This window comes from Nesterenkonia massiliensis (genome assembly GCF_000455245.1).
Taxonomy (GTDB): domain Bacteria; phylum Actinomycetota; class Actinomycetes; order Actinomycetales; family Micrococcaceae; genus Nesterenkonia; species Nesterenkonia rhizosphaerae.
The window spans coordinates 57,136-75,622 of the sequence record NZ_HG005168.1; the positions used below are offsets into that span (position 1 = coordinate 57,136).

Genomic DNA, 18,487 nt, shown 5'->3' on the forward strand with positions numbered 1-18,487 from the left:
GGCGGTGGAGCACCCCGCGACGTGCCGCAGACCCTCCGACGAGGGGCAGGGGGGTGCCCCGTCGCCGGAGGGCGTCTATGGTGAGCAGGCCACTGCTGGCCCTGACGCCGGGGAAGTCGCCCCAGTGCGACCGCCGACATATCTGTGCTCATGCGTCAACAGTCGATTGTGCTGACCTTTAGCGTCAACAGGGTCCGGTCGGTTTTTCGGTATACCGGCGATTTTTGGGGCATCACGGCGGGTTGCCGCAATCTCGGTGCGAAGGACCGCAAAGTCTGGGTTTAACGGGCTGAGGTGGGGATACCTTGGGCATGTGTATACGGTCGAGGTGATCTCGAAGGACGAATACTGGTGGTTCCTTCGCAAGCACCCAGAAGCGAGCTACCAGCAAACTCCAGAATGGGGCGACGCTCGACGTGCCCAGTGGGAACCTGAACTCATCGGCTGGTTCGACCAGCAGTCCCGCGTGCACGCCGTCGCCGTTCTCCGCTACCGCCGCGTGCCCGGGACCAGCCGATCATTCGCCTTCATTCCGCAGGGTCCCCTGCTTGACTGGAACGATCCGCATGTGGCCGAGCAGCTGGCAGCACTGGGTCATTACCTGCGCTCACGTGGCGTCTTCGGGGTGCGGATCACGCCAGTGGTCAGTCTGCGAAAGTGGGACGCCGCCACGGTGAAGGCGGGGCTGGCCGATCCGGAGGTCAGCCGTATCTCTGACATGACCCCAACGGAGATCAGCCCGATAGGAACCCGGCTGGTCAGCACTTTGCGCGCTGCCGGGTGGCGTGAGGCGCCGGAGGACGCGCAAAGTGATGCCAGCCATCCGCGTTTCAATTTTTGGCTGCACCTTCAAGGACGCAGCGAGGGGGCGGTCCTAGCCGGAATGACCAAAGCATGGCGCAAGGGTATTCGGCGGGCCGATCGACTCGGAGTCAAGCTGTTACCTGGCTCCGGTCAGGATCTCGACGACGTTTACCGGCTCTACACTGAGACGGCTCACCGAAATGCGTTCGCAGCCCAGCCCTATAGTTACTTCGAAGCCATGTGGGAAACCTTAGGCAACGGATTCCCTGGACGTTTTAACATGCACATAGCTCAGCATGAGGGATCGGCAGTGGCGGTCCTTGCTACGGCCCAGGTCGGAGGACGCGCCGAAGGGGTTCTCTCAGCCATGAGTATGGAGCGCCCCGATCTCAGACCCTCAAACGCCGCCTATTGGTCCATCATCCAGCAGGCTATAGGCGATAAAGCTGATCTCCTGGATCTCGGCGGGGTGGATGACACCGTCGACGATCAGGACCCCGCGGCCGGTCTTGTCAGGTTCAAGGCCGGTATGGGGGCAGATGCGTACGAGTACATCGGCGCGTGGGATCTGCCACTGCAACCGTGGCTCTATGCAGCTTTCACTCGAGTGCTTCCCCTGTACGCTGCCCTCGGGACACAGGTGCGCAGGATAAACACCCGGACCACAGTCTTGCGGCCCGGTAGAGCGAAGACCTCATAGTGACTCACAACGTGACCGGTCATCGTGTGGCGATCCTTGCGGTGAGTACGGGCAATATCGCCGGAGCAGCTGCTCAGTGGTACGTGGTCTGGCTCTTTGCCCGCTTTGCTGGTCCGGAGGCTGTTGGTGTCTATTCATCGTTTATCGCAGTAATGGCCCCGATATTCATCACAGCTCAGCTTGGACTGCGCAACCTCTACATCACCCTGCAGTCAGCGGTCAGCTGGAGAGCCTATCTGTTCCTGAGGTTAGGGGGAATCGCTGCCGCGGTAGTCCTGTCCTTCGGTGCGCTCGTAATGCTAGCTCCCACGCAGGAGTGGAGCGTGGCCGGTGCGATTCTGGTCATCAAAATCGCCAACTCAACCGCTGACCTGTACCTCGCACGCATTCAGCGCACCGAAAGGCTGGGCGCTTTCGGTGCGCTGCTTATGCTCGATGCGCTGGTCACCATGATGGCCACCACCGCGGTGATGCTCATCTCCGGCTCTGTGGTCACCGCACTGTGGGTGGGCGCCGCCGTCGCTATTCTTGGCGCCGCGGTGACCGTTTTCCTTGCCTCGGCAACACCCCCGGAAGGCCGGACAGTCCGTCAGCCGCTCACCCAGGATATTCGCCTCCTCATCACCCACGGGATCCCGCTGGCCATGTCTCAGGGCATCCAGTCCGTGCTGACCTACCTGCCGCTGGTGATCGTGGGTTCCATTGGAACGACGGCGGATATCGGTGTCTTCGCCAGTGCAGCGTACCTGGTGACCTTCGCTCACCTGCTGGGCGCTTCGGTCCAGACAGCCATCCTGCCGGCCTACCGTCGCCACCTGGAGGGTCAGGGACCAGCGGCGCTGCGACAGATGAACCTCAGGAACGGCTATCTCACCATGGCGGTGCTCTCACCGATGGTCGTAGTGGCGGTAGCGGCCGGCCCTGCACTCCTGCAGCTGGTCTACGGTGCGGACTTCGAGATCTCTAGGCTGGCGGTGTTCCTCTTCGCACTTGCCGCGATGATCTGCATTCCGACGTATCTGCTGTCATCCTTCCATCTGGTGCTCAACCGGTACTGGGTGATGACCGTCGTCGGGATGGTGTCAATTGCTGTTGTGGGAGTAAGCGGCATATCCAGCGGAGTGGCCGAGATGGGAGCCATCGAGGCCGGCAGCATGGCGGTTCTGGTCGGCGTTCTGTGCCGGTATATCGGCGCAGACTTGATGGCACGCTCGCAACAGGCCGGGGCGCTGTCAACGACTGACAGGGGAGGCGCGGGCTCATGACATCCAGAACACCGAAAGTGCAGTTGCTGGGCTACTTCGGATGGGGAAATTTCGGCGACGATCTGTTTCGAGAGGTGTGCGAGGAAAACGCTGGCCTCCTGTGGCCCGGGGCCGAGGTGCGTGCTTTTGAACGGCCGCGGCAGAACTTCTCTCATCCGCGACCAGACGCGGCACTCCGGCGTCTGGTCAGTGCCGCGCGCGGGGCTGCTTGGGCCGACACCTTCGTATATGCCGGCGGATCAGTCTTCAGCGAGGTCGCCGGCATTGCCAGGCTGCGCGGACATCTTCCGAACCGATCCTACGAGGCCCTGGGCGTCTCGGTCGGGCCCTTCGCGAACGCAGCGAACCACCGTGCTGTGGGTTCCGAGCTTCGAAGGTTCGACAGGGTGGTGGTACGTGATCAGGAGTCTTTCGACCGCATGGAGGGTGACGGTGTACTCGGCGGAGATCTGGCAGCCCTCAGCAGCCGCCTGGGGCCAGCACAGGGCCCGCGCAATGGGTTGGTGATCTGTCCCTCCAGCGCCGCCGGGATGTCAGGGAATGAACTCGCCGATGCCGTCTCCAGTGCGCTTGGCTCAGCGGATCCCGAGATCACCCTGCTGGCACTGCACGCCCATCCGCGGCTGGGTGACCATGCCCTGGCAACCAGGATCGCCGGGCAATTGAGACGAGAAGGACGCTCAGTGCAGGTAGTCGACTACGGGGCAGTGGGCATTGCGGGTGTCGTCGGTATTCTCTCGCGCGCCAGCTTGGTGTGGTCCCAGCGTTTGCACGGCGCTATCGTCTCCTATTTGCTGGGGACCCCTGTAGCAATTGTTGATCACCACGAGAAATGCGCGGCCTTTGCCCGAGACATTGGCATCGTCCCACCTTTCGTGGCTCCGAGATTCACCGGATTGAGCGGTACGCTCAGCGCTCTTGGCACCGGCTCAATGCACCATCAGCGCGTCAGGCACCCCTGGAGTCGGTCCGCGGAAGATTATCGTGCCCGAGCTTGGGCCGCCTACGCCGGAGTCAAGGCGTCAAAGGAGCCGAAGTAGATCGCCCATATGGCGAAAGCGGCCAGCAGACCTAGCCGCGCCGCCGTCTGCCCTCGGCCGTGATAGGACAGGACCGGGGCGCAGATAAGCAGCGGAATGAGAGACCATGAATAGGCTGCAAGACGGTCGCTGAAGTACACGAAGCCCATCAGCAGAAAGTAGCAGTTCAGCAGTACGTAAGCGGTGAACAGCTGGGGATACCAGCTGGGCAGGGACTTCGCCGTACGGGTTGCTAGGTAGGAGATGCCCAGAGGGACAGCGCTTAAGACCCAGAAGATCGGTCGATTAGTCCCCCCTGCGTAATTGATGGCTAGATCTGGGTTGGAGTATGTCTCCACCTGTTCGATGCTTGACCCCAGGGGTTCTGCCAGGCGTGCATTTACTCCGGTGAAGTAGGTGGCGGTGACCAGGAGCCAAAGTCCTAGCACTACCTCATTCCGCCAGCGCACCAGTTTGACCAGCAGGATTACCAGCGCGGCTGGCAATGCCGACCAGTGGAAGCACACTCCGATCGTCAGTACTGCGATCACTGGCAGAAATCGGGACTTGCGCAAGACCAGGGCCAACCCGAGCATCAGAAATGAAATGGACAGTCCTTGCCTGAGCAAGAAGCTGGAGTAGTCGAGGAAGAAGCCGAAGCAGAAGGTCGCGAAGAGCACGACGGCGGTCTGCCAACCGGATCCGAGTATTATCCAGAGCGCCAGGATCAGCAGAAGATTGCAGACTATGGCAGTAATCGTGAAGAAAACCATCATGTCCCGGGTCAACAGGCCGATGATCCAGTTGAACACCAGGAAAGCCGGTTCCCTGCCGTTAGTGACAAAATCCGTGAGTACTTCGCTGAATGGAGTGAAGCTCAACACCTCGAACTCGCGTCCATAGCGCATCTTGTCGACAACTTCGAAGTTCTCGCGAACAGCGATGATGGTGTTGAGGGCGACCAGCGCTGCCAGCGGGAAGAGGGTGTTCGTCCAGTGGCGCACGTAGCGTACCTGCCCCAAGAGGGTGAACGCCGCGATCCAGAGTGAGGCGAGTGAGAAAAGAAGCAGGGTCATGGTGCTACGACGCTTTCGAGGAGCATCCGCGTTCCCAGTCGATCAGCGCGTTGACCGCGGGAACTAGTTGGGCAGTCATGTCCTCATAGACTTTGTCTGAGCACCCGTAGGGGTCTATGACGTCGTCGAGTTCCGGGCTCTCGGGCGGGCGCCGGTGCCGTTGTGCCATCGCGACCAACGAGTGCCACCGCTGGGCCGGCTGAGCTGATGTCTCGGGTGGCACGTGGGGAAGAATACGGGCGAACTCCCGCAGGGTGAAGGTTCTTCTAAGCGCTGCCGGGACCAGTTGCACTATGCGACTGCGGTGGTCCCGCTCCATGGTGAGGATGAGGTGGGCCTGGAGGATGAGATCTGGAGTCAGCTCCCTTGCTGTGAAACCGCTCAGGGAGACTCCTTGCTCCGCAGCGATTTCGGCGATTTGCGGTTCCACACTTTGTCCTGTCAGCCCAAGTGTTCCCGCACTGGAGATACTGAACTGACCGGGAGCGATGTCATCGAGTGCATGCTGCAGCAGCCGCTCGGTCAACGGGGAGCGACACACATTGCCAGTGCACACGGCCAGTACCGTGAATCCTTGCTCCATGAGATCCCATTCGGCACTCATCGGGAACGAGCGAGCACTCGAGTCAGCTGGAAGACTGAACGGTACCCGAGCCGGTTGTAGAACTCTCCCAGTAGCCTTCTCTTGGGACCGACTCCGACAACACGTACTGAAGGGACCAGCGACTTATAGCGCTGTGCGACTGCAAGCCGCTGTTGGTAAGAGAGCTCGCAGTCGTGATGGTGAAGGTCTCGAATGCAGGAGACGACGTTCTTGGCCCGGATGTAGTCGGCGGCGCCGCGTACTTGTTCGACGTCGAACTGGTGAGCCCATCGATGGATGTAGTCGCACACCTCCATGAGGTCGTCGTACTTTCCGGGGAGATATCGGCTGGTCGCGGATTCGGTATTGGACCGCCGGTAGAAGTACCCGACCATTGGCAGCGAGAGCACCTTCGTGCCAACACGCGCGTAACTGAGGTTGAACATGAGGTCTTCCCCCATCCTGGTGCCTAGACGAAAACGGCAAAGCCGTTCGGTGATGGTGTGGCGGCGATAGGCTTTGTCCCAGAGAGCGTTGAGGGTTTCGCCGGCGATCATCTCAGCCAGGGCATTGCCGTCGATGCTGTATTCCCGGGCGCGTTCTACGATGTCGCTCGGCTGCTCTGTGGTGGTGTCCGAGTCCTTGTCATATGTGCTGCGGTCTTCGTCGCTGGAGGTCTCGAAGCAGATCAGGTCCGCATCACCCTCACCGGCGAGGACTACGGTCTGGACCAGATTCGGATCGCACATCTTGTCGTCGGCGTCGACGAACATGACCCAGTAGCCACTGGCTGCCTCCAGACCTGCATTTCTGGCAGAGGAGACACCGCCGTTGGTCTGGTGAGTGACGATGATACGGCGGTCCTGCTGCGCAAAGTCACGCAGAATGCTCTCGGTGTTATCGGTTGAACCGTCATTGATGACGATAATTTCAAGCTTCCGGTATGACTGGTGTCGAACTGAGTCCAGACATTCCGCTAGGTGCTTCTCGCCGTTGTATACGGGGATGATGACAGAGACGAGAGGCTGCTGGGTACTCATGTCGTCTCATAGGCGGTCTGGGACCTGGCAGGCTCAGTCTCTACAGGCGAGGGCATCCTGTGGACTTTGGCAGAGGCGCTGACCGTTTCTTCGAGGAAAACTCTGATTGCCTCGGCAGAGCGGAACACGTCCAGGGTGGCAGGATCGAACGCGATCGGTTGCAGGAGGCGACCGGCTCTCCAGTCTGCCGCCAGTTGGCCCGCTAGTGCACGCGGTTCCCGCTCCGGGAAGAGGACAGCCTGGGGTATGTCTCGTACCCCCTTGACGTCGAATGCGTAGGTCCGCCGACCAACGGCCAGTGCTTCCATCATGACCCGCGGCAGACCTTCCCATGCGGATGTATGAATGAGCGCATGACTGTCAGCCAGTACCTGGGCTGTATTCCCGGTTCCCTCGGCCGCCACGTGCTTCTCGAACCCGCGACGGCTGATAGCGGCATTGACTGAATCCAGCAGCGAACCCTCGCCGACCATCTGAAGTGTGAAGTCCACGCCTTCTTTGCGCAGGCAATCGGCGACGTCGAGGGCCAGATGAGGTCGCTTACGGGTACTGAACTCTCCGATCCATGCAAGTCGCATGACGGTTCTTTCCGAACCGCCTTCTGCCGACGGAGGAGCGACGCGAGGGTATGACTCCGGCCGGAGGCCGACACCAGTAGGAAGGCGCAGGATCCGATCTTCCGGAATGCGTCCGCTGAACCACGCGTGGTCGTCGGAGTTGATTGTGATGACCCCTGAGGTCTTCAGCAGAAGTGCTCGTTCCGCCAGCTGCCAGATGCGGTCAGAAGCTCCTCGCCCTTCGTTCCAGTGCAGTCCGTGACAGAAATACACAACGGGAATGGTCAGACGTGCTGTGCGGGCTAAGGCAGAAGCGGTAGCTGTGTTCGTGAGGACTACGTCGAGTTTCTCCTCGTGCGCCCAGGAGCTAAGGCCCGACCACGCACGCACCGCGCCGGGGCCCGGTCGGCGTGTCAGTCCCTCGATCACATGCCCGGATCCGTCACTTGTGCCGGTACCTGCGGCGACCCGGACTATATGACCGGCCTGTGTCCAAGAGGCGATGATGTCGGAGAAGAATGAATCCACCATGTGGCCCACGCTGGCCAGCACCCCGATCCTCATGACTGACTCCTCAGCTTGCTGGTGCTTGGGCTCATATCTTCGGGGAATGCCGGGTGTACGTATTGTGCCGTCCAGATAGGTGGGGTGGGACCTATGCCGAGATTCCGTAGCGGATCGCTACTGCGTTCGGCTTCTGAGGTGCTGGTGCTGGCCGGCCGGCTGGGGTAGCGCGCGGAGTAGCCATAGTTGTCGCTGATGGACCGAGGCACTTTATTCAGCACAACGCCTGTGGGGATATGGAAGGCGCTGAGGCTGTTTACCGCCTCCATCAAATGATTGAGTCGCACCTCACCGACGCCGGCTACGAGAAGGACCTGGCCGGCGTATTTGGTGAGGACCAGAGAGTCTGCCACGGGAAGCAGCGGGGGGCTGTCGAGAATGACGAGATCGAACTCAGCACTGAGTCGAGTCATCAGGGTGCTCATCGCTTTGGAGTCCAGCAGCTCCACCGGGTTTGGCGGCATCTCGCCGGCGGTGAGCACGTAGAGTTCATCGGTTCCCCACGGCTGCAGCAGTTCGGAGACGTCGGCGGCACCCAGCAGTACGGTGGTGAGACCGGCCGCATTCTCCAAGCCCATTCTGGCTGCCACCGTGGGCTGCCTGAGGTCAACGTCGATCAGAGCCACCCGACTGCCCGCTTGTGCCGCAGTGATAGCCAGGTTGATGCTGGTGGAGGACTTCCCCTCTTTAGCCTGGGCTGAAGTGACCAGGACGACCGGGTTGGGGTCATCCACCTGGGCGAAGCGCAGGTTGGTGCGCAATCGACGGAAGGCTTCGGCGTGTGCATCGTCCAGGCGCAGCTGTGAAACGAGCAACGGGCTCTTGGCGCGAGTGTCCTGAGGAATCGACCCGAGTACGGGTCCAGCATTGAGCCGTTCTATATCCTCTCGGCTGCGCAGCTTGTTATCCAAAGCCGCCCTCAGCAGAGCAAGTCCCAGGCCTAATGCGAAACCTACGGGAAGACCTGCCGCAACGTAGAGCCACCCGGCGGGTCCGTCTGCGTGCTGGGGTGCCACGGCAGGATTGGAGACGGTCAGGCGAATCTGGTTCGCTGCTTCATTCTCTGGGTTCTCGATATCTTCAATGACGGAGACGAGACTGTCGGCAACGGCAGCGGACAATTGCTGGGCGGCTTCAGGGGAATCCTCGGTAGCCTCTACGGTGATCAGCACGGTTCGGGGGTCGGTATAGGCCTCGACCCGGGAGGCCAGCGCATCGGGAGTGGTGTGCAAGTCGAGTTCGTCTATGACGGGTTGGAGGACCGGGGCACTGTTGGTCATCCCCACATAGGTCTGTATGCGTTCGCGAATGAAACTCGACCCGATGTGCAGTTCGTAGGCGCCGCCGGATGTATCCACGGAGACGAAGAGCTCAGTCCTAGCGCTGTAGGTGGTAGGCATCAGCAGCCAGACTCCTGCACCAGCGAATCCACCGAGAAGGGTGGCCACGATGAGCAGAGCACAGTAGCGTCGCAGGAGAGCGAGGTGCTCCTTGAGTTTCATGTCTGTCTCCGATCGAATCAGCAAAGACCCGTTGTGCTCTTCAGGTGCTGTTGTCACGACCGGTCCCTATCTGCCGATCAGCACTGTCTTGACCGTAGGTCCGCTGATGTGCTGCAGACCAGAGGTTGAATGGGCGCCTGCGGACCACCGCAGGAGGTCAGCGGTCACCCGCAGAGGAAACGGTCGATGGCAAGGAGTACTCGGTCAACCTGGTCGTCATTCATGGCCGAACCGCTGGGAAGGGCTAGGCCTGTGTTGAAGAGTCGTTCCGCCGTTGCGCCGCCCAGGACAGAGCAGTGTGCGAAGGCCGGCTGCAGATGCATGGGCTTCCATAAGGGCCGAGTTTCAATACCGGAGCTGGCCAGCCACTTTGACAGTTCTGAGGATGTGAAACCCGCCTGGTCCGGATCGATGAGCACCGCGGTCAACCAGCAGTTGTCACGGTGTGGGTTCTCGGCTCCGAACAGTTCGACTCCAGGAACGCGACGGAACAGGCTCGCGTAGCGGGATCTCACCATTCGACGTCGGGAGATCATCGAGTCCAGACGGATCAATTGGGCCCGGCCCAGGGCGGCTAAGAGGTTGCTGAGCCGGTAGTTGAACCCGATCTCGGTGTGCTCGTAGTGAGCTACCGGCTGTCTGGCCTGAGAAGAGAGGTATCTGGCATACGCGGCAAGTTCGCCGTCGTTGGTCAGCAGCGCTCCGCCCCCGGAGGTGGTCATGATCTTGTTTCCGTTGAAGGAGACCACGCTCGCCTGTCCCAGGCCGCCGACCCTACGCTCGCCGTAGCGTGAACCCAGGGATTCTGCAGCATCAACGACCACAGGTATGCCAAACTCAGCCGCAAGAGGAAGGATCCGGTCATAGTCCGCAGGTCGTCCCAGGATGTCCACCGGCACGATGGCCGCTGGAAGGCGGCCTCGTCTGCTTGATTCATCGAGCTTCTCGCGCAGCAGCTTCGGGTCCATGTTGCCGTCGTCGAGGCAATCGATGAACTCCGGAGAAGCAGAACAGTAAGTGATGGCATTCGCTGTTGCCGCGAAGGTCATCGTGGAGGTCACCACGGAGTCTCCGGGGTTGACTCCGACACCGAGGAGCCCCAGGTGCAAGGCTGCTGTTCCCGAGGAGACCGCGACGGCGTGTACAACGTCTGCCTGTGAGGCGAGTTCCTCCTCGAAAGCTGTGATGTCCGGCCCCGCCGGTGCGATCCATCCGCTGCGGAAGGCTCTCAGCAGATAGTCCTCCTCCAGGGGGCCCACATCTGGTGAAGAGAGCAGGATCTGTTCTGCTGTCGCGGCGTAGCCGGTGGCGCCCCTTTGCGCTCCAGAAGCGGTCATGACGCCATTCTCATTTCAGCGATGTCACCGTTCGCCTCGTGCAGCACCTGGTACATGAAGGTCTCCCGTTCCGAAATGAGTTCTGCTATCGGCAGCACCGTAGGCACCAGATCGGACGTCAGGAGGTGAAATCCCGCTCTGAGGTATAGCTGCTCGGTATCGGTGCCCACCGGCGAGGCCGAGCACACCGCGTAATCCGCGTCTGAACTGCGCACGCGGTTCAGCAGCAATCTGAGGATCTCGGGGTAGAGGGCTTGATGTTCCCGCTCGGTTTCTCCATCAACCGCGGGCTCTGGATGGAAGCCGATCATCTGTGAGCGTTCCCCGGTTTTGAGCATGGTGCATCTCCCCACGCGCTGACCGGACTTTGTCTCCACAGTCCAGGTGACTTTGTCCCGACTCGCAGCGTCTTGGCGGAACACTACACGGTCAGATCTCAGCGACCCGCCATAGCTCGTCGCAGTGACCTTGTTCTCCGTGGTCACGCCTCGACGGCTGATGACAGCAGTGAAGGTTCTCAGCAGGATCTTCAGATCGAGAGTGAAACTCATGGTGTCGACGTATTCGATATCGAGGTCGAACTTCTCGTCCCAGGGCAGCTCATTGCGTCCGCTGACCTGGCACAGTCCGCTGAGCCCACCGCGTACCTCGTGGCGCCTTGCCTGATCGGGAGTGTAGAGCGGCAGGTAGTCGGTGGTCAGCGGGCGGGGACCGATCAGACTCATGTCACCGATGAGGACATTCCATAGGCTGGGCAGCTCATCCAGGCTGGTTGATCGCAGGAGACGCCCAAACCCTGTCAGTCGGTCTTCGTCGGTGACCAGACCACGCTGCGGGTCCACTTGTCGCATCGTGCGGAACTTGCGCAGGTGGAAGACCCTCGCATGTTGGGTGGCGCGTTTTTGAACAAAAATCACTGGTGCACCATGGAATATCAGCACCAGCAGGGAGATGACGGCGATGAGCGGACTGAGGATCACGAGTCCGAATAGGGCCCCCAGTATGTCGAGGACACGTTTTACTCGTGCATAGCTCATGAGCTGGCACCTCCAGCAGTCTGCAGCGCGGGTAACCGCGCCGGGACCTGGCGGCGGTAAGGAGGAAAGAAGTCATCGGAGTCATCCCAGGCTGTACCGCAGTCAGAAAAGTGCTTCCGTGTTCGTTCCACCAGTCTCTCGTAGTGCTGCGGAGCCAGGACACGTTCCCCGGTGCTGAAGGAGACTGCGCCGTGGGGCGCGAAGCCGCGCTTATAGCGCTCTAGGCCATCCTGGGGCTGGACGCCGCCGCCGAGTACGTAGCGGCGCCGGCCAGTTGCGCGCAGCCAGTTCATCGCTTCTACTTTGACGAGGTCGTTGGGTCGGACCGAGAACGACGTCTCTTCAGTTCCGCCGAGGAAGTAGTAACCGGTCGTGGTTCCGAGCAGCAGCAGATCAGCAGAGACGATCTCGCCGTCGAGTTCTGCCATGACATAAGCGAACTGTCCTGGCAGGGCCAGATGGAGGCCCTCAAAAAAGGTGCGATCGAAGCGGTACCACTGTGCACTAGCACGGCGGTCCATGGTGCCCAGATATATACGCAGGAAGTCCTCAACTCTGGTTCCCTGGTCATCGATGATGATCCTGACCCCTTCGCGTCGGGCGCGTCGGGCGTTCCGCCTCACCTTCGACTCAACTCCATCCCAGAGCTCCTCATCCGGGACATCGAGGTCCCGAACGTAGTTGAGCTGACGGGCTCGAGTTGGTCCTGGGTAGGGCAGCAGCTCCTCGGGGAATAGGGAGAACCGGACGAACTCGCTGACAACCCCTTTAGCTGCGGCCCAGGCATCGAACTCAGTCCAGAATCTGGCGGCCGTGGCATTGGAGTCTTTCAATCCCCAGTGCAGCGGCCCGCCGTAGCCGTAGGGCGAGGTGATGTCCTTGCCCGCCACGGCTCCTGAATCGCTGCTGGGGGCCGTCGTCTCGGGGATCTCGCGCAGGTAGAAGGGGTAAAGCACGTGGCCTCGGCCGTCGTTGAGCACGGCAGCCATGAGGCGTCCGTTCGCGGGCGCAAGGAGCTTGCATAGGTCAGGGTGCGCGAAGGGATGTTTCATGGGCGAGTCTGTCCAGAGCTTGCTCCAGCGTGCGCGCTCTTGTTCCACTTCGGCGTCCCAGATTTCCACTGGAGCATTCATGTTCGGACCTTTCTGTCCGCCGAGCAGAGACCCGTGCACGAGACTTGTGGTGCCCGGTAGGAGGGAAAGAAGGTGGACTCCGGCCGGCACGCACTCAACTGTGTGTAGCGGTCCAGGTCGATCACCTGGTGGCTTGTGTAATAGCTGCGACGGCCACTCTTGGCCATCGAGAACTTGTAGCGCAGCAGGCTGTCTTCTTCGGTATTGGTGATTCCGCCGGTGAGGACATAGTTCTGGACTCCGCGAGATTGCGCGTAGACGAATGCACTATGGGACAGAAAGATATTGGCTCCCGTCCTGAGGCTGGACTCCTCGGTGGCACCTAGGAAGGAGTAGGCGGTGTCTCCGCAGTAGAGGACCATTTCGGTGGAAACTGCAGCTCCCTCGTGGATGGCGAACAGATACGCGATCTGTCCTTCGAAGACCCGATGCACCATGTCGAAGAATTCTTCGTCATAGAAGAATCTGACGTCGGCGTTCCGGCGACGCATCGTCGCATAGTAGAGATCAATGAAGGTCTCGATATGGTGACCGGTCTCATCTACGAGAAGCTTCATCCCGGCCTCGCGTGTCCGCCGTAGCTTTCGCCGGAAGTCTTTGGACGTATCCAGCAGCAGCTCGTCTTCGGTTTTGCCGGCGAGGCTCTTCACAACATGAGGAGCATGTTCGCGGAACGTTCCGGGGTAGCCGGGCAGAGTGCCGATGACCGGATTCACCCGGTGAAACTCGCTGACGATGCCCTCGGTAAGTGCCCAGTCGCGAAACCTCTCCCAGAAGTCAGTCATTACTGTGGGCGCATCTGCTCCTTCGACCTGTGCCAGCAGTGGACCACCGTAGAGCAGCGGTGTGGTGATGTCGTAATACCCTTCCGGCACCGGGTGTCCGCACGCGTCCTGGGAGATGGGACGTTGCAAAAAGGAGTACAGCACCCGTGATCCACTGCAGTGGGAGAAGACCACGGCGCGGGGGCGCTCGCCTATTCCCGCGCGTTCCGCGAGGTATGCCGGGTGGGAGAACGTATCCCCTCCGGCGCATTCGTGCCAGGCACTCAGCCAGATCTGGAAGTCCTGTGGGTTGTCGGCGCACAGCACCTGCAGGCCGTGCTGATCAGGGTAGAGCACCGTTGCCCCGGGTGACATTGGCTCAGGCAGCATGCGACTCTCCGATCGCTTCGACTCTGGTCAAGTCAACGAGTTGGGGTAGTGGACCAGTGCAAACATTGGTGTAGAAAAGCTCAATTTCTTGCCGTGAGGCATCAGTGGCAGGAAGTAACCGGGCTTCTAGATCGGGAGCTTCAACCCGGCTGATCTTGTCGTGAATCTTCATGACTGATCCTTCGTAGTTACCGAAGAGCTCCTCCTCGAGCTTTTCTCCGGCGCGCAGACCAGTGAAGACGATGTCGGTGGGGGTGTTAGACATGGCGATCAGATTGCGCGCGATGTCTACGATCTTCACTGGCTCGCCCATATCAAGAACCATGACGTAACCGTCCTGTCCGATGGTCGCGGCCTGCAGGACGAGTTGGCAGGCTTCGGGAATTGTCATGAAGTAACGGGTCACCTCTGGGTCGGTGACGGTCACCGGGCCCCCTTGCCGAATCTGCTCTTGGAAGGAGAGCAGCACCGACCCGCGTGAACCCAGCACATTCCCGAAGCGCACAGACAAATATGTGCCGGTGGAGGTTCTCGTCATGCCGCTGACCAAGCGTTCAGCAACCCTCTTGCTTCGTCCGAGTTCGCTGGTCGGAGAGGCAGCCTTATCGGTTGAAATGTTGACGAAGGTCTCGACTCCAACTGATTCTGCCGCCCGGAGGACATTGAGTGTGCCGTGCACATTCGTTTTCCACGCTTCCTGGGGGAACCGTTCCAGCACCGGGAGGTGTTTCAGTGCGGCAGCATGGAAGACGATCTGCGGTCTGGCTTCAGCAAAAATGCGATCCAGCGCTTGCTGATCGCGAATGTCAGCAAGAACCGTGTTTGGGGAGGTCAGCAGGGCTGAACCGTAGAGGGCCAGCTCTACACCGTGCAGAGCAGTCTCGTCCCGGTCTAGCAAGACGAGGCTCTCCGGTTCCAAGTCCCAGAGCTGGCGGCACAGTTCGCTGCCGATGGATCCTCCGGCCCCGGTGACCAGCACGCGCTTGCCCTGAATTTGGGCCCGGATCTCTGTCATATCTGTGTGAATGGGACTGCGTCCAATGAGATCTTCGACCTTGAGATCGCGAATATCGCTGACGTCCACTCGCCGATTCACGAGGTCGGCAAGTGGGGGAATGGTCCGTAGCCAACACCCGGAGGATCGCAGCCGCTCGCGGCAGGCAGCGAGGAACTCAGGCTTGGAGTCGGCGATAGCGACGATGACTCCTGCAACGTCGAGGCCATCAACCAGGTCTGCGACGTCCTCGCTGTTTCCGCGGACGCGCACGCCCTGTATGCTCAGCTGCCGTTTGCGCGGATCATCGTCGATCAACCCCACGGGCAGATAGGGGCCAGCTGGATCTGACAGCATCTGCCGAACCAGTGATTCTGTGGCGTCTCCCGCTCCGATGATCAATACGCGTTCGGCCGATCGAGGACGCGATGTCCGCTGGTGGATATATAGAAGAAGCCAGCGGGTTCCGGACATCAGGACCAGCGAGGCGGTGACCATCAGCACCGCGAGCGCGGTGTCAGTGGGGTGTACGAGTAAGAAGACGCATCCGAGGAGCACTGTCAGCGCGACGAGTGCCCCGTACTCGGACAAACTGCCATATTGGAGTCGGCTGCCGTATAAGCGGAGCATCCCCGGGTGCAGGACGATGGCTATGAGCACAGCAAAGGTGAGACCTATGGTCCAGGGGTTCTCAGAAGCCAGCCCAACCAGCGTGGCCGCCAAGATCCAGGCGATTGCGTCCAGAAGAATCTGCAACCAGTTTTTGTGTTTCCGAAGACCGCGAGCGAGCTTGGCAGGCTTGCGATTGCCCGGTGCTGCAATCTCCGGTGCCGGATAGTGTGTCTCGATCATGTCCACTCCCGTGAAGCTGAGTCCGTATTTCTCGAAGCAGGTAGAGCTTCTGAGGACGTCCGAATTCCTGCGGTGACCTTCACGCTAGGTGTGGAAATTCATCCGTTAAAGCCATCTCAGTGCTTCTTGCGGACCCCCGCGGGGGTGCTGCGGCAAGCCGCTATCCCGGTATGTGCGCTAGCTATTGGAGGGGTGCGGGCTCGGGTTCTTGACGTCCTCGCGCACTGGGGTGCCGGCTAGTCGTGCGACCAGTTCGGTGCGTGAGGAAACTCCGAATTTCCGATAGACGCTGGTAAGACGCAGCTCGACCGTCCGCAACGAGACGTAGATTCGTGCTGCGATCTCACGGTTCTTCAAGCCCGCCTTGACCAGTTCGGCGACCAGGCGTTCTTCATCGCTGAGATTGCTCAGTTCTGGAGGAAATGATCTGGACGCGCTCGACCCCGGACGCGCGGGTGGTTCCGGGATAGCAGGTTGTTTGGCGCCGATCTCCCTGAACAGGGAAGCCGCGATGAGCGTGTGATCGCGAGAACGTGAGGCTAGCCCCAGTGTCGCCAGGCGATCAGCCAGGGCGGTGTGAAGCAGTGCCTGGGCGTAGACGGAACCCTGATGATCTCGCAGTGCATCTTGAAGCAGCTCTACGGACTGCTGCCCAGAGGCAAGCAGAGCCTCGCAGCGCTTGATCGCGTTCTGCACCCAGCCGGAAGGGGCACGCACAGCTCTCGTCCGTAGTCGTTGCAGGACCAGTGCGGCATGTTCGCGTCTATTGCATCGAATGAGCGCTTCTATAAGGTCCGGTTCGTGCCGGTACTGGTTGGGGTTCAGTTCGCCGGGGCAGCGCTCGTCACAGCGCTGCAGATGCCGTGCTGCTTCGGCGTGAAGACCCACGCGCAGTAGATAATTGCCCTGTAAAGCGCTAAGTGCCGCCAACATCGCCCCGTTGCCGGTCTTGTTGGCGTAGGCAGCCAGTTCCGCTTCTTTTTCTTCGGCGTCGCTGGCTCTTCCGCTCGTCAACAGGTGCCAGCACTGCAGGAGCAGGAGCCTGTCCCTGCGCACCTCGTGTTCAGGGTGCAGGCCATCCGTCAGCGTATCCAGGAGCACCATCGCGAGACCGATCTGCCCCATCCGGATCGCGATCTCTATCTTGAGGTACATAGCCTGGACTGCCCAGGTCGCGTTGTCGGAGCGTGTGTGCATTAGCACGTCCAAGCAGGCGCGGGCTGATTCGTAGTGCTCGGTCATCATCAGCGCCGAGGCCATGTTCAGCAGATACTGCGGGCTGAGCTCTTCGGACTCCAGAGCGCTGAGCTCATTGAACCGCGCCAGAGCGAGTTGGTCGTCTCCGTGAACGGCATCAACGGACATTCTGAGTCCGTCATACAGTTGCTTCTCATCCAAGCTGAAGTGTTCCTTCAGCGCCTCTGCCTCTTTGAGCAACTGGCGCGCCTCGGCGACTTCGCGGCGGTCGCAGTGCAGATGGCCCAGTATCAGCTGAAGTCTGGCAACCTCCCGGGGAGCTGCGGAACGCTCGCCCCGGGTCCAGTTGTTGAGAAGCCGGTTAGGAAGTGTCTGGGATTGGAGGTACTCGAGCTGAATCTCGAGGCCGCGAGCCCGGACCGTGACAGGGCATTCGGTGGACTCGCGAGCGAATTGCAGGTACCGGGCAGCAAACACGAACTCGCCGCGATCTATCAGCGCTTCCGCTAAATCGGTCAGACGCTCTCCGAGCGCACTGGCCTCTGCGCACAGGTTGATTGACCGTTCGATGAGTTCGATGCCGGCATCGACTAGTCCGTCCCTGACCAAGCTCAGCGCGTTGGCCGCGAGAGCCGCTGCGGTCTGCTCGTCCAATTCCACGAAGGAGCGATGCCAGTTTCCCATTTCCACATGGTGCTCGGAGCAGCTGTTAATGAGCTTCTGGTGCAGAGCGTTGCGCGTGCTGCCGCTCATGGACCAATGCATAGCGGAGCGCACCAGCTCATCTGTCATCATCAAGAGCGAGCCGCGACGTTCCACAACCCCTCGGGACTCGAGTTCTGCCACATGCAAAGCCGCATCGGGAATCTCGCGCTGCAACGCGCTGAAGCACGTCAATGGTGCCAGGGAGAGGATCTTGAGGATGTACTCAAGAGTCCCGTCGAGCTGTCCCACGATATCGTGGGCCAAGGACACCGCTTCGGGACCAAGGCGAAGAGGGACGGACATGGCGAAGTTGCCTGTCTGCTGGCTTTCGGTCATGTCCTGAAGGATCAGATCAAGAGCATGAGGACGGCCCGCGGCGGCGCGGACAGCAAGTGCTGCGGCCGCAGGACAGATGCGTTTTGCTGTAGCGCGGTGAGCCAGATCGATCATTTCTTCACGTCTGAGCGTCCGCAGGTTCAGGTGGGGGATCCCCGCAAACGGGCTCTTATCGGTGACGCGCCGGGCGGAAATGACGATCCGCACTCGAGGATCACTCATACGGCGGAGGAGGTGGCCCAGCGCGGCCTGTGACGTGTCATCCATGTCGTCGTAGCCGGGGATGATGATCAGCGTATTATCGGGGATCTCCGCCGCATGCAGAGCCTTCAGCACCGTCGATGCAAGATCGAAGGCCGGGACGTTCTGGCCTTCGACATCGATGGAGAACGTCTCCGCGTCCAGGGACCGTAGTCCCGCCAGAACTATGTCGAGACCAGAGCGTTGAATCGCAGCTTCGGCACGGTGATAGGGGATCTGGACGGTTCGACCTGCCCAACGCTTTTCCAGGCTGTGGAGCAGGAGACTGGTTCCTGAGCCGATGCGCCCGGTGAGAGCAGCGACATGATGATGAACGAGTAGAGAATTCAGCCGTTCAAGGTCGGCGTGACGTGCGAGTTCCACCATCAGGA

General features: G+C 60.6%; 14 protein-coding genes. 3 read left to right on the forward strand and 11 right to left on the reverse strand.

The window, feature by feature from the left end; all coding sequences use genetic code 11:
* The first annotated feature begins 328 nt into the window (after nucleotides 1-328).
* Genes TX78_RS07435 through TX78_RS07445 form a run of 3 tightly spaced genes read left to right on the forward strand, consistent with a single transcriptional unit; the run spans nucleotide 329 to nucleotide 3,809 of the window.
* Complete coding sequence (locus tag TX78_RS07435) at nucleotides 329-1,504, forward strand: lipid II:glycine glycyltransferase FemX (protein WP_158644312.1); 1,176 nt, start codon at nucleotides 329-331, stop codon at nucleotides 1,502-1,504.
* Nucleotides 1,504-2,769, forward strand: a complete 1,266-nt coding sequence (locus TX78_RS07440) for a lipopolysaccharide biosynthesis protein (RefSeq protein ID WP_044495085.1) — start codon at nucleotides 1,504-1,506, stop codon at nucleotides 2,767-2,769. Before TX78_RS07435 ends, TX78_RS07440 begins: the two co-directional genes overlap by 1 nt.
* Nucleotides 2,766-3,809 carry a polysaccharide pyruvyl transferase family protein gene (locus TX78_RS07445; protein ID WP_081652651.1) on the forward strand — a complete coding sequence of 348 codons (1,044 nt, stop codon included), beginning with the start codon at nucleotides 2,766-2,768 and terminating at the stop codon, nucleotides 3,807-3,809. Before TX78_RS07440 ends, TX78_RS07445 begins: the two co-directional genes overlap by 4 nt.
* Here the strand turns inward: TX78_RS07445 and TX78_RS07450 are convergent.
* The 11 genes from TX78_RS07450 to TX78_RS07500 all read right to left on the reverse strand — a co-directional run bounded on the left by TX78_RS07450 (nucleotide 3,773) and on the right by TX78_RS07500 (nucleotide 18,482).
* Complete coding sequence (locus TX78_RS07450; RefSeq protein WP_044495087.1) at nucleotides 3,773-4,864, reverse strand: EpsG family protein; 1,092 nt, start codon at nucleotides 4,862-4,864, stop codon at nucleotides 3,773-3,775. The genes TX78_RS07445 and TX78_RS07450 overlap by 37 nt on opposite strands.
* Before the next feature lie 4 nt (nucleotides 4,865-4,868).
* On the reverse strand, nucleotides 4,869-5,468 hold the full coding sequence (locus TX78_RS07455; RefSeq protein WP_049897629.1) for an arsenate reductase/protein-tyrosine-phosphatase family protein: 600 nt from the start codon (nucleotides 5,466-5,468) through the stop codon (nucleotides 4,869-4,871).
* Nucleotides 5,465-6,487 carry a glycosyltransferase family 2 protein gene (locus TX78_RS07460; protein WP_044495088.1) on the reverse strand — a complete coding sequence of 341 codons (1,023 nt, stop codon included), beginning with the start codon at nucleotides 6,485-6,487 and terminating at the stop codon, nucleotides 5,465-5,467. Before TX78_RS07460 ends, TX78_RS07455 begins: the two co-directional genes overlap by 4 nt.
* The gene (locus tag TX78_RS07465) at nucleotides 6,484-7,608 is read right to left on the reverse strand and encodes a glycosyltransferase (protein ID WP_044495089.1); all 1,125 of its coding nucleotides are present in this window, start codon (nucleotides 7,606-7,608) and stop codon (nucleotides 6,484-6,486) included. Before TX78_RS07465 ends, TX78_RS07460 begins: the two co-directional genes overlap by 4 nt.
* A complete protein-coding gene (locus TX78_RS07470) occupies nucleotides 7,605-9,167 on the reverse strand; it encodes a polysaccharide biosynthesis tyrosine autokinase (RefSeq protein WP_147640443.1) in 1,563 nt (520 codons plus the stop codon). Before TX78_RS07470 ends, TX78_RS07465 begins: the two co-directional genes overlap by 4 nt.
* A gap of 107 nt (nucleotides 9,168-9,274) precedes the next feature.
* Nucleotides 9,275-10,447: a DegT/DnrJ/EryC1/StrS family aminotransferase gene (locus TX78_RS07475; protein ID WP_044495091.1), complete on the reverse strand. Its 1,173-nt coding sequence runs from the start codon at nucleotides 10,445-10,447 to the stop codon at nucleotides 9,275-9,277.
* Entirely contained in the window at nucleotides 10,444-11,484 is a 1,041-nt protein-coding gene (locus tag TX78_RS12975; protein WP_069956254.1) for a sugar transferase, read from the reverse strand. The genes TX78_RS07475 and TX78_RS12975 overlap by 4 nt, the downstream gene beginning before the upstream one ends.
* Nucleotides 11,481-12,473 carry a GNAT family N-acetyltransferase gene (locus TX78_RS07485; protein ID WP_158644313.1) on the reverse strand — a complete coding sequence of 331 codons (993 nt, stop codon included), beginning with the start codon at nucleotides 12,471-12,473 and terminating at the stop codon, nucleotides 11,481-11,483. Before TX78_RS07485 ends, TX78_RS12975 begins: the two co-directional genes overlap by 4 nt.
* 140 nt (nucleotides 12,474-12,613) lie before the next feature.
* On the reverse strand, nucleotides 12,614-13,771 hold the full coding sequence (locus TX78_RS07490; RefSeq protein WP_044495094.1) for a GNAT family N-acetyltransferase: 1,158 nt from the start codon (nucleotides 13,769-13,771) through the stop codon (nucleotides 12,614-12,616).
* Entirely contained in the window at nucleotides 13,761-15,617 is a 1,857-nt protein-coding gene (locus TX78_RS07495; protein ID WP_049897631.1) for a nucleoside-diphosphate sugar epimerase/dehydratase, read from the reverse strand. Before TX78_RS07495 ends, TX78_RS07490 begins: the two co-directional genes overlap by 11 nt.
* A gap of 177 nt (nucleotides 15,618-15,794) precedes the next feature.
* On the reverse strand, nucleotides 15,795-18,482 hold the full coding sequence (locus TX78_RS07500) for a helix-turn-helix transcriptional regulator (RefSeq protein WP_044495095.1): 2,688 nt from the start codon (nucleotides 18,480-18,482) through the stop codon (nucleotides 15,795-15,797).
* Nucleotides 18,483-18,487 lie beyond the last annotated feature (5 nt).